Source organism: Bradyrhizobium sp. Kon56 (genome assembly GCF_055807635.1).
On record NZ_JBVVOU010000002.1, the window covers coordinates 245138 to 257514 of the forward strand.

The 12377-nt window shown below is 64.3% G+C and carries 11 protein-coding genes; all 11 read left to right on the forward strand.

Features of this window, described 5'->3' with window-relative positions:
* The first annotated feature begins 92 nt into the window (after window positions 1–92).
* The 11 genes from AC0L3B_RS04270 (at window position 93) to AC0L3B_RS04320 (ending at window position 12270) form a co-directional block, all read left to right on the forward strand.
* The gene (locus AC0L3B_RS04270) at window positions 93–1394 is read left to right on the forward strand and encodes an ammonium transporter (RefSeq protein ID WP_368508978.1); all 1302 of its coding nucleotides are present in this window, start codon (window positions 93–95) and stop codon (window positions 1392–1394) included.
* Between the two features lie 41 nt (window positions 1395–1435).
* On the forward strand, window positions 1436–1750 hold the full coding sequence (locus AC0L3B_RS04275) for an ArsR/SmtB family transcription factor (RefSeq protein ID WP_018459665.1): 315 nt from the start codon (window positions 1436–1438) through the stop codon (window positions 1748–1750).
* Window positions 1747–2121: an SRPBCC family protein gene (locus tag AC0L3B_RS04280; RefSeq protein WP_085349225.1), complete on the forward strand. Its 375-nt coding sequence runs from the start codon at window positions 1747–1749 to the stop codon at window positions 2119–2121. Before AC0L3B_RS04275 ends, AC0L3B_RS04280 begins: the two co-directional genes overlap by 4 nt.
* A gap of 42 nt (window positions 2122–2163) precedes the next feature.
* A complete protein-coding gene (locus tag AC0L3B_RS04285; protein ID WP_018459663.1) occupies window positions 2164–2766 on the forward strand; it encodes an ATP-dependent Clp protease proteolytic subunit in 603 nt (200 codons plus the stop codon).
* Window positions 2767–3201: 435 nt separating this feature from the next.
* The gene (locus AC0L3B_RS04290) at window positions 3202–3540 is read left to right on the forward strand and encodes a P-II family nitrogen regulator (protein WP_007598642.1); all 339 of its coding nucleotides are present in this window, start codon (window positions 3202–3204) and stop codon (window positions 3538–3540) included.
* 38 nt (window positions 3541–3578) lie between these two features.
* Entirely contained in the window at window positions 3579–5027 is a 1449-nt protein-coding gene (locus tag AC0L3B_RS04295) for an ammonium transporter (protein ID WP_018459661.1), read from the forward strand.
* A gap of 204 nt (window positions 5028–5231) precedes the next feature.
* Entirely contained in the window at window positions 5232–6830 is a 1599-nt protein-coding gene (locus tag AC0L3B_RS04300; protein ID WP_473380066.1) for a caspase family protein, read from the forward strand.
* 119 nt (window positions 6831–6949) lie between these two features.
* Complete coding sequence (locus tag AC0L3B_RS04305; RefSeq protein WP_018459659.1) at window positions 6950–7354, forward strand: GFA family protein; 405 nt, start codon at window positions 6950–6952, stop codon at window positions 7352–7354.
* Window positions 7355–7664: 310 nt separating this feature from the next.
* On the forward strand, window positions 7665–8879 hold the full coding sequence (locus AC0L3B_RS04310; RefSeq protein WP_026233857.1) for an aminotransferase class I/II-fold pyridoxal phosphate-dependent enzyme: 1215 nt from the start codon (window positions 7665–7667) through the stop codon (window positions 8877–8879).
* Between the two features lie 9 nt (window positions 8880–8888).
* Window positions 8889–11363: a DNA translocase FtsK gene (locus AC0L3B_RS04315; RefSeq protein ID WP_204512914.1), complete on the forward strand. Its 2475-nt coding sequence runs from the start codon at window positions 8889–8891 to the stop codon at window positions 11361–11363.
* Between the two features lie 151 nt (window positions 11364–11514).
* Window positions 11515–12270 (forward strand): outer membrane lipoprotein carrier protein LolA, encoded by a 756-nt coding sequence (locus tag AC0L3B_RS04320; protein ID WP_018459655.1) that lies wholly within the window; start codon window positions 11515–11517, stop codon window positions 12268–12270.
* The last annotated feature ends 107 nt before the right edge of the window (window positions 12271–12377 follow it).

Genomic DNA, 12377 nt, shown 5'->3' on the forward strand with positions numbered 1-12377 from the left:
CGGTAACCGCTTCGCTCGACAACGCTCTTCTTCGATCGCACCGGGCAACGGCGCCACGGCGTGCGACACAATCAATAGCTGGGGGAAACGACATGGCGGGATTGTTGCGCCGCGCGGCTGCTATCGCCGCGCCGATCGGGCTTGGGTCGATCATGGCTTCGCCGGCGCGTGCCGCGGGCTCCGAGATCAACACTGCCGACACCGCCTGGATGATCGTCGCCACCGCGCTGGTGCTGATGATGACGATCCCGGGGCTCGCGCTGTTCTATTCCGGCATGGTGCGCAAGAAGAACGTCCTCGCCACCATGGCGCAGAGCCTCGCCGCAGTGACGATCATCTCCATTCTCTGGGTCGCGTTCGGCTATTCGTTGTGCTTCGTCGGCGACGGCCCGTGGATCGGCACGCTCGACCGCTGGTTTCTCTCCGGTATGACCATGGACAGCGTCAACCCGGCGGCGAAGACGATCCCGGAAGCGCTGTTCATGCTGTACCAGATGACGTTTGCGATCATCACGGTGGCGCTGGTCGCGGGCGCGGTGGCCGACCGGATGCGGTTCTCCGCTTATCTCCTCTTTTCCGTGGCCTGGTTCATCTTCGTCTACATTCCACTCGCGCATTGGGTGTGGGGCGGCGGCTTCCTCGCCGGAATGGGCGTGCTGGATTTCGCCGGCGGCCTCGTGGTGCATCTGTCGGCCGGCACCGCCGGCCTCGTCGCGGCGAAGGTGATGGGACGCCGTCACGGCTACGGCACCGAAAATCTCTCGCCGTTCGATCTGTCGCTTGCGGTGATGGGCACCGGCCTGTTGTGGGTCGGCTGGTTCGGCTTCAACGGCGGCTCGGCGGGCGCAGCCAATTCGCGCGCGGTGCTGGCGATCATCGCGACCCATCTCGCAGCCTGCTCCGGCGCGCTGACCTGGGGCGCGATCGAATGGTCGACGCGGCGCAAGCCGTCCGTGCTCGGCATGATCTCCGGCGCGGTGGCCGGGCTCGGCACCATCACGCCGGCCTCGGGATTCGTGGCGCCCTGGCACGGCATCGTCATCGGCGTGATCGCAGGCCTCGTCTGCTACTGGGCCTGCACCTGGCTGAAGCACCGCTTCGACTATGACGATTCGCTCGACGTGTTCGGGGTCCACGGCATCGGGGGGATGACCGGGACCCTGCTGGCCGGCGTGTTCGCAACGAGCGCGATCGGCGGCACCGCCGGCGTGCTCGAAGGCCATCCGCAGCAGCTTTTTATCCAGCTCTACGGGGTCGCCGTCACCTTCGTCTGGTCGGCAGGCATGAGCTTCGTCCTGCTCAAGCTGGTCGGTCTGTTCGTGCCGTTGCGGGTCTCCCGCGAGCACGAACTCGAGGGCCTGGATATTTCGCAGCACGGCGAGGCGCTGCAGTAATTGGGCTTGCGCAACATATAAGCGTATGCTTATGTGTCGCCATGATCGAAGCCGACATCTTCAAAGCGCTGGCCGACCCGACCCGCCGCAAGGTCTTTGAGAAGCTTGCCGGCGGAAGCCTGAATGCCAGCGCCTTGCGCGACGGATTGGAGATCAGCCAACCGGCGATGTCGCAGCATCTCGCGGTGCTGCGCGGCGCGGGCCTGGTGCGCGAACAGCGGCAGGGCCGCTTTGTGAATTACGAAGTCGATCCCGAAGGAATCTCCGCGATCGGGGCCTGGCTTGCGCGCTACCGCGCCTATTGGCCGAAACGCATGGATGCCCTCGCCGATCTCTTGAAGGAGATGGATCAATGAGCGACGCCGTGAAGCCTGATCCCTCCGACGCAGACTTGGCGCTCAAAACAGACTTGGTGCTCGAATATGAATTCGATGCGCCGCCGGCCAAGGTCTGGCGCGCGGTGACCATTCCGGCTTTGCGCGAGCGCTGGTTGCCGGATTGCGATCTTGCGGGCGCCGAGCCGGAATCAGCGATCCCGGGCCAGGAGGTGCGCTACCGGCTTCGCGATTCCGAACCGCCGTTTCGCGAAACCCATGTCATCTTCCGGATCGAGCCGAACGAGGACGGCGGCACCCGCTTTCGCATCATCCAGCAAGCCTGCGAGATCCGTATGAAGCTGCCGCAGCCGGCCAACAGCAATGGCTGCCTGATGCGCGCGGCCGCCTGACACCAACACCACTTCATCACCCGCAGAAAATGGAGGTCGCCGATGCGCGACATGCTTCAGCTCGTCCCTATGGTCGTCGAACAATCCGCCCGCGGCGAGCGATCCTTCGACATCTATTCGCGCCTGTTGCGCGAGCGCATCATCTTCCTCAATGGCGAGGTCAATGATGCGATGTCCGGACTGGTCTGCGCGCAGCTCCTGTTTCTGGAGGCGGAGAATCCGAACAAGCCGATCAATCTCTACATCAATTCCTATGGCGGCGTGGTCACCAGCGGCCTTGCGATGTACGACACCATGCAATTCATCAAGGCGCCGGTGCATACGCTGTGCATGGGCACCGCGCGCTCGATGGGCTCGTTTCTGCTGATGGCCGGCGAGCCCGGTCACCGCGCCGCCCTGCCCAATGCGAGCCTTCACGTGCATCAGCCGCTCGGCGGCTTTCAGGGCCAGGCGTCCGACATCCTGATCCACGCCACCGAAATGCAGGAAACCAAGCGGCGCATCATCCGGCTCTATGCCCAGCATTGCGGGCGCCCCGAACCGGACGTGGAACGGACCTTGGACCGCGACCATTTCATGACCGCGCAGCAGGCGGTCGACTGGGGGCTGATCGACCGGGTCTTCGCGGAACGCAGCGCCGCCTGACGGTCTCTGCCGGGGACCCGTCCGGCAAGTCTCGCCCGCTCAAGCGGGTTGGCCGGTTGCGCGCATTCCGTGAGCACAAGTGCGAGGGGCCCGATATTTCGCGGCACGACAAGCCCTGCAATAGGCGTGCGCCTTACGGAAATACCTTTCTGCTGCCCTACGTGTGAGCACCAATGTGTCGACAGCCTGTCGTGCCTTTATTTTAATCAGGCATGGTCAGGTATTGAGCGCGGCGTAATGGCGCACTGCACCGCACTACGCGTCAAACGCGAAAACACCCGTTTTCATAGTCCGTTAGGCAACACGCCCGATCTGGCACGGCATTTGATTCTAAGGGTCCTGGCTGTGCCCGCGTAGTGAACTTTCTCCCTCGTGGCGAACCAGTCGAGAAGCGCCCGGCCACGTCCGGACCGGGCCCAAGCGGGGATAGGACCCATGAAAATTGTTATGGCGATTATTAAGCCATTCAAGCTGGAAGAAGTCCGTGACGCCCTGACCGCCATCGGCGTTCACGGTCTCACGGTGACGGAAGTCAAGGGATATGGCCGCCAGAAGGGCCATACGGAAATCTATCGCGGCGCCGAATATGCCGTGAGCTTCCTGCCCAAGATCAAGATCGAGGTCGCTGTCGCCTCCGACCAGGTCGACAAGACCATCGACGCCATCACGACCGCCGCGAAAACCGGACAGATCGGCGACGGCAAGATCTTCGTCATCAATCTCGACCATGCGGTTCGCATCCGCACCGGCGAGGCCGATGCTGCGGCCCTTTGATTTCGCGCTCAATCAAAATTCAATCAGGAGTAAATGAAATGACGTTTAAGCGTCCCTATGGCGCGGGATTGGCGGCTCTCGCAGTCGGCCTGTTCGCTGCGACCGCAGCCTACGCCGAGCCAACGGTCAACAAGGGAGACAACGCCTGGATGCTGACATCGACAGTGCTCGTGCTGTTGATGACGATCCCCGGCCTCGCGCTGTTCTACGGCGGCCTCGTCCGTTCCAAGAACATGCTCTCCGTCCTGATGCAGGTGTTCTACACCGTCTGCGTCGTCACCGTGATCTGGGCCGTGTACGGCTACAGCCTCACCTTCACCGGCGGTTCCGACTTCATCGGCGGCTTCTCCAAGGCCTTCATGATGGGCGTCACCACCGACTCGAAGGCCGCGACCTTCTCGGTCGACGCCAACATCTCGGAGCTCATCTATATGTGCTTCCAGATGACCTTCGCCGCGATCACGCCCGCCCTCATCGTCGGCGCCTTCGCCGAACGCATGAAGTTCGCGGCGCTCGCGCTCTTCGTCCCGCTCTGGGTCACGCTGATCTACTTCCCGATCGCGCACATGGTCTGGTACTGGCCCGGCCCGGACATGATCCAGGACGCAGCCAAGGCTCTGGCTGCTGCGGCTGATGGCGCGGCGAAGACCGCAGCGCAGGCCAAGCTCGATGAGATCAACGCCGACGCAGGCTGGATCTTCAAGAAGGGCGCGATCGACTTCGCGGGCGGCACCGTGGTGCACATCAACGCCGGCATCGCAGGCCTCGTCGGCGCCCTGCTGATCGGCAAGCGCGTCGGCTACGGCAAGGAGCTGATGGCTCCGCACTCGCTGACGATGTCGATGATCGGCGCCTCGCTGCTCTGGGTCGGCTGGTTCGGCTTCAACGCCGGCTCCAACCTCGAAGCCAACGGCGGCGCAGCCCTCGCCATGACCAACTCCTTCGTCGCCACCGCAGCCGCCGCGCTGTCGTGGATGTTCGCGGAGTGGATCATCAAGGGTCACCCGTCGGTGCTCGGCGTCATCTCCGGCGCTGTCGCGGGCCTCGTGGCCGTCACGCCTGCCGCCGGCTTCTCCGGCGTGATGGGTGCAATCGTCCTCGGCCTCGTGGTCGGCGTGGTCTGCCTGTTCTTCTGCACCGTCGTGAAGAACGCGCTCGGCTACGATGACTCCCTCGATGTGTTCGGCGTGCACTGCGTCGGCGGCATCATCGGCGCCCTCGGCACCGGCATCCTCGTCAATCCGGCGCTGGGTGGTGCGGGCATCATCGACTACACCGCGATCCCGCCGAAGGTTGCCGATTACGACTTCGCGGCGCAGATGATCTCCCAGGTCTGGGGCGTCGGCACCACGCTGGTGTGGTCGGGCATCGGTTCGGCGATTCTCTACAAGGTCGTCGATGTGATCGTTGGCCTCCGCGCCAATGTCGAGAGCGAGCGTGAAGGCCTCGACATCACCGAGCACACAGAGCGCGCCTACAACATGTAAGTCTCCTCCCGGGCGGGGCCTCCTCGGAGGTCGCGCTCACAACTACGGTTTGGGGCACATACCCGGCAATGTCCCGACCGTTGAGGGGCTCCAGCGCAAGTTGGAGCCCCTTTCTTTTGGTCCCGTGCCGCTGGGCCGTCATAAGTTAAATTGCATTGCTGCGAGCTTGCTGAATATCATGCTCCCCGTTTGGAGCAGGATTTCATGCGTCTGCCCTATTGCCTGGTCTGGTGTTTCCTGTTGCTCGCTTTGTCGAGCCTCGATGCCCGTGCGGACAAGCGCGTCGCGCTGGTGATTGGCAACGGCGCCTACCGAAACGTTCCCCCGCTCGCCAATCCGACCAACGATGCGGCCGATGTCGGCGCGGCCCTCAAGCGATCGGGGTTCGATCCTGTGGTCGCGACCGACCTCGACCAGTCCGCCATGCAGGACACCATTCTTCGCTTCGCGCGTGAGGCCCGCGGCGCCGATGTCGCCCTGTTCTATTACAGTGGGCACGCGCTCCAGTTCGCCGGCGTCAACTATCTGGTGCCTGTCGATGCCGTCGTTCGCGACGAGGTCGATCTGCGCCGTCTGGTGCGCGCCGACGAGATCCTGGCGGATCTGCAGCAGGCCAAGAACCTGCGCATCCTCGTGCTCGACGCCTGCCGCGACAATCCATTTGCCGACGAGTTGCGGCGAAACGTCGGACAGGGCCGTGGCGTCACCGTCTCACGCGGCCTTGCCAAGATGGAAAGTCCCGAGGGCACCATCATTTCCTACGCGACACAGGCCGGCCGGACCGCCGACGACGGCAGCGGCCGCAACAGCCCCTACACCAGCGCGTTCCTGGAGCACATCGGCGACAAGGGCAACGTCAACACGGTATTTCAGACGATCAGCGCCGGCGTCTACCAGCGCTCCAAAGGCTCGCAAGTACCGGAGCTGTCGCTGTCGTTCTTCGGCGAGTTCTACCTGAACGGCAAGCCCGAGACGGCGGCGTTGTCGCCTGCGACGCCTCAGGTCGATCCCTGCGCGGAGGCCGGAGACCATTGGCGTAGCGCGGAAGCGCTGGGAACGCTCGCGGCATTCAAGGATCACCTCGCACGCTTCCCGGCCTGCGCGTTCGCAGATCTGGCGAAATCGCGCGTCGAGACCTTGGCGAAACCATCAGACACCGCCAAGCGCGTAACCGCATTCGATGGAACCTGGATCGCGAAGGAGACTTGCGAGAACAAGCCCCCATTTCCCGAGGCCTATTTCCAGTATGCCCTGCGCGTCAAGGATGGCGTGCTGCACACTCTCTCCGGGGAAGAGGGCAAGCCCGGTGCCACAATCTATGACGGGAAGATTGAAGCGGATGGCAGCGCGACTGTCACCGTCAACGGGCTGATTGGCGAGAAGGATCCGCTGCGCCGCACAGCCGGCGCGCCCTATCAGTACAAGCTCGCACTCGAGCTGAAAGGAACCACCGGCGCCGGCGTCCGCACCGATACCAGCCGACCGTGTCGAATGGAACTCTCCAAGCTGACGACACAGAGCCCCGCTGCAAGTCCGGGCCAACCTGATTCGAAGCGGGCGCCCAAGCGCGAGGACAAGACGGCCGTGCTGCCGCCAGATCAGGCCGGAGCAGGGCAACCGCGGCAGACCGGAAGCGGCATGAGCTGTTCGTTCATGCGAAGCAGGTGCGCCACGGCATGCGTCGGTATGGGTGGCCGCGCGGATTGCGCTTCAACCGCTTGTCCACGGCTGGAAGCCGAGTGCATGAGCAGCGGGTGCTGGCGCGGCCGGGGATTCAACGGCTGCGGACTTGCCAAGAGATAGATGCACGAACCGGCTGCAGGAGGTCTGTCTTGGTCCGTCCAGGCGAAAGAAAAAGATTGCCATTCCACACCGCCCGCGCAGAAATATCGACCACAAGAAACAACAATCGGGAGGTCGTCATGCGTTTGGAAGGCGGATGCTATTGCGGCGAAGTGCGCTATGTCGCCGAGGGCGACCCGATGATGCAGGCGCAGTGTCATTGCCGCGAGTGCCAGTACATCTCGGGCGGCGCGCCCAACACCTTCATCGCGATGCCGGCGGCTGGCTTCAGCTACATCACCGGGCAACCCAAGCAATTCGCGCGCAAGGACCTCGAACGCGCCGTCACGCGCGAATTCTGCGCTCAATGCGGGACCCATCTGGTGACCAAGGTTCCCGGCCTGCCGGCGGCGATCCTGAAGGTCGGCACGCTGGACGAGCCTGCGCAGTTCCATCCGCAGATGGCGATCTACACCTGCGACAAGCAGGACTTCCACGCGATCCCCGCGGGCATGGCGACATTCGAGAAGCTGCCGGGGCATTAGGGCGCCTATCCGCCAAAGCCGTCATAAGCCGTCATGCCCGGGCTTGTCCCGGCATCCACGTTCTTGGACGCCGTCGGAAAGGCCGTGGGTGGCCGGGACAGGCCCGGCCATGACATCGCCAAGACGTCCACCCTCTCGCAATGGCATGACCAGCTCCGAGAGCCGCCCGTGGCCTCATTATTCCTGCTCTGGACCGAGGCGGCGACCGATGGTTAATCGCGTCTTAACCTCGCCCTATCTATGGTGAACTGAACCGCTTCCCGTCGGCGCCGTGCTGCGACCGGCTGTTCCAAGAGTGCTGGCGTCCAGAATGGCTATGACCGCTTCATCCCGTGCGCCGCAGGACAGTGGAAGCTCCGATAGCGAACGCTCTCCCTTCGTCCGGCTGAACGAGCTGCTGGCACCGCATCAGCCCGGCAAGCCTTTGATTTCGCTTGCCGTCGGCGAGCCGCAGCATCCGGTGCCTGATTTCGTCGGCCCGGTACTGGCCAAGCACATCGCCGATTTCGGCCGTTACCCCGCGAACAAGGGCACCGACCCGTTCCGCTTGGCCGCGGGCGCCTGGCTGTCGTCGCGTTTCAAGCTGCCGCGACCGCTCAATCCGGAGAGCGAGATTCTCGTCCTCAATGGCAGCCGCGAGGGGCTGTTCCTCGCCGCCATCGCGGCTGCGCGCTATGTCGGCCCGCGTCCCGGCAAGCCCGCGATCCTGATGCCGAACCCGTTCTATCCGGTCTATGGCGCCGGCGCCCGCGCCGCTGCTTGCGAGCCGGTCTACCTGCCGACCACCGCCGAGAACGGCTTCCTGCCCGATCTCGACGCCATCGACGAGGCGACGCTGGCGCGCACGGTGGCGTTCTATCTGGCCTCGCCCGCCAACCCGCAGGGATCGGTGGCCTCGCGCGATTATTTCATTCGCCTGAAGCAGCTCGCCGACCGCTACGGCTTCGTGATCCTCAGCGACGAGTGCTATTCGGAGATCTACACCCGCGAAGCGCCCGGCAGCGCGCTCGAATGCGCTGGCCCTGATTTCACCCGCGTGGTCGCGTTCCAGTCGCTGTCCAAGCGCTCGAACCTGCCGGGCCTGCGCGTCGGCTTCGCCGCCGGCGACAAAAAACTCATCGGCATGTTCCTCGAATTGCGCAACATCGCGGCGCCGCAGGTGCCGGTCCCGTTGCAGCATGTCGCGACCGTTGCTTACGGCGACGAGGCGCATGTCGAGGAGAACCGCAGGCTCTACCGCATCAAGTTCGATCTCGCCGACCAGATCATCGGCAATCGTTACGGCTATCGCCGGCCCGATGCCGGCTTCTGCGTCTGGCTCAACACGTCCGAAATCGGCGACGATGTGTCTGTGTGCCTGAAACTCTTCAAGGAAGCAGGCGTGCGCGTGGTGCCCGGCAGCTATCTGGCGCGGCTCCAGCCCGACGGCTTCAATCCCGGCGCAGGCTACATTCGCCTTGCGCTGGTGCAGGATGGCGAGACCACGGCGCAGGCGCTGCACCGCCTGGTCGAGACTCTGGGTTAGGCGGGGCCCATGAGCATGTCGACAATCGAACGTGTCATTCCCTTGGTCAGCCATCTGCCGCCCTCGATCCGCGAGGGGCTGGCGCGGCGCGTGCGCGAGCTCAGCGGTCTCGGCCTGATCGCATTGTCGGGCGTCGCCTCGGCGGCGCTGATGACCTGGTCAGTGCAGGATCCCAGCCTCAGCCACGCAACGTCGCGGCCGATCCGCAATATTCTCGGCTATGCCGGCGCGATCGGCGCCGACCTTGCGATGCAGATCCTCGGGCTCGGCGCGATCATGCTGGTCCTGACCGTCGCGGTCTGGGGCTGGCGCATGCTGACCCATCGCCCGTTCGACCGCGAGGCGCTGCGGCTCGGCTGCTGGATTCTCTGCACGGTGATCGCGGCGGGCTTCGTCAGCTGCTGGCCACATGGCGGCGCCTGGCCGCTGCCGACAGGCCTCGGCGGCGTGGTCGGCGATGCCCTGGTTCGCGCGCCCGCGGTGATCTTCGGACCGCCGGGCATGATCTATCGCATCGTGCTCGGCACGATCCTGTTCGCCGCGATGGCGGCGACCTTCCTGATCGCCTGCGGCCTCGGCGCACGCGAGCATGACGACGAACTCGCTGAGATCGAGGACGATGACAAGCCGCTCGACCTGGACGAGGAGAGCGATCGCGGTTCGGTATCGCTGGGCTGGCTGTTCCACGCCTTGATGAGCACGAAGGCACGGCTGATCTGGTTGCTTGGCGCGGCCTACCGCTCGCTGGTCTCGAGCGGACCGAAGACCAAGGCCGTTGCCTTCAGCCGTCAGGAGCCGAAGCTCGGTGGCGGCCGCGCCGCGCCGCCGATCTCGCCGCAGTCCGAAGACGAGCACGACGAGGACGAGCACGAAGAAGACCACGAGGAGGAAGAGGAGGAGGAGCCCGCCGCGCGCGCGCCGCGCAAGAAGGCTGCTCCAAAGGCTGCTTCCAAGAAATCTTCCGACAAGTTCGAGCTTCCGTCCGTGTCGGTGCTGGCCGCGCCCAAGGCCGGCGATCGTCAGCCGCTCAGCAAGGCCGAGCTGGAAACCAATTCGCGCGCGCTCGAAGGCGTGCTGCAGGATTTCGGCGTTCGCGGCGAGATCGTGAAGGCCCATCCGGGTCCCGTGGTCACGCTGTACGAGCTGGAGCCGGCGCCGGGGATCAAATCGTCGCGCGTGATCGGACTTTCCGACGACATCGCCCGTTCGATGAGCGCGCTGTCGGCGCGCGTCGCCGTCGTGCCGGGCCGCAACGCCATCGGCATCGAGCTGCCGAACGCGCATCGCGAAAAGGTCTATCTGCGCGAGCTGCTGGTCGCCAAGGAGACTGTCGATTCGGTTGCGAAACTGCCGCTCTGCCTCGGCAAGACCATCGGCGGTGATCCCGTCATCATCGACCTCGCACGCACGCCGCACATGCTGATCGCCGGTACCACCGGCTCCGGCAAGTCGGTCGCCATCAACACCATGATCCTCAGCTTGGTCTATCGGCTGCGCCCGGACCAGTGCCGCCTGATCATGGTCGATCCGAAGATGCTCGAACTCTCCGTCTATGACGGCATTCCCCATCTGCTCACGCCCGTCGTGACCGACCCAAAGAAGGCGGTGGTCGCGCTGAAATGGGCCGTGCGCGAGATGGAAGAGCGCTACAAGAACATGGCCAAGCTCGGTGTGCGCAACATCGACGGTTACAACACGCGCTTGCTCGAATTGAAGGCCAAGGGCGAAGAGCCGACGCGCACGGTGCACACCGGCTTCGACAAGGAAACCGGCAAGGCGATCTACGAGGAAGAGAAGCTCTCGCTCGACCCGCTGCCCTACATCGTCATCATCGTCGACGAAATGGCCGACCTGATGATGGTTGCCGGCAAGGACATCGAAGGCGCGGTGCAGCGCCTCGCGCAGATGGCGCGCGCCGCCGGCCTGCACGTGATCCTCGCAACGCAGCGTCCATCGGTCGACGTCATCACCGGTACCATCAAGGCGAACTTCCCAACCCGCATCGCCTTCCAGGTGACGTCCAAGATCGACAGCCGCACGATTCTCGGCGAGATGGGTGCCGAGCAGCTGCTCGGCCAGGGCGACATGCTCTACATGGCCGGGGGCGGTCGCATCAGCCGCGTGCACGGACCTTTCGCGTCGGACGAGGAAGTCGAGAAGGTGGTGCGCCACCTCAAGACGCAGGGACAGCCGGAATATCTCGAAGCCGTCACGGCCGAAGAACCCAGCGAAGACGAGGACGGCGCGGTGTTCGACGCGTCCGCCATGGGCGCGGATGGCGGCGGCGATTTGTTCTCGCAGGCTGTTGCGATCGTCAAACGCGACCGTAAGGCCTCTACCAGCTATATCCAGCGCCGCCTGCAGATCGGCTATAACCGCGCCGCATCGCTGATGGAGCGCATGGAACTGGAGGGCATCGTCGGACCCGCCAACCACGCCGGCAAGCGCGAGATACTGGTCGAGGAAGAAGACAGCCATATGTGAGGCGAGCCGCCTCAAACCATCATTCACGCAAAAACGTTATCTGCTTTTGGCCGAAATCACGCTAAAAGGGCGCCCAGCCACACAGGACGACGCGTTGATCAGACATCCGGACATTCGATTCGCTGCCATTGTCGCCGCGCGGAGCGCGCGCATGGCCGGCGTAATTCTCGTCACCGCCGCGATGGTGATCACGGCGTCGTTCGCGCAGACCGTTCCCGTGCCGAAGCCTGCACCGAAGGGCCGCGACGGCGGTCCGGCCGTTGGAGGGCCCGCGGTCACCGGCGCGACCCAGACGCCGCCCAATCCGGTGATTCCGGATCCACGCCGCAACGTGCCGAGCAGCATCTTCCAGACCTTCGATGCGAACCAGAAGGCCCAGGCCGCCAAGGTCAGCGCCTATTTGTCGTCATTGTCGACGCTGGTCGGGAATTTCGTCCAGGTCGGCCCCGACGGCAGCAAGACGCAAGGCGACTTCTACATCCAGAAGCCGGGCAAGGTGCGCTTCGAATATGACGCGCCGAGCCCGATCGACATCGTCGCCGACGGATCGTCGCTGGTGGTGCGCGACCGCAAGCTCGCGACGCAGGACGTCTATCCGCTGTCACAGACACCGCTGCGTTTCCTGCTGTCCGACCGCATCGACCTGATGAAGGACACCAACGTCGTCAACGTCTCGGCCGACGACGTCTTCGTCAGCGTCACCATCGAGGAGAAGCAGGCGCTGGTCGGCACCAGTCGCCTCTTGCTGATGTTCGGCGCCAAGGACGGCCAGTTGAAGCAGTGGACCGTCACCGACCCGCAGGGCTACGACACCACGATCGCGGTCTATAATCTGGATACGAGCAAGAAGCTCGATCCCGGCATGTTCAAGATCGATTTTACCAATTACGGCCCGTCGCCGGGCTGAGACTTACTCGCTGCTGCGATGATCGTCATGCCCGGGCTTGTCCCGGGCATCCACGTTCTGGACCTACAATCTGGACCTACAAAAAGGCGTGGATGGCCGGGTCAAGC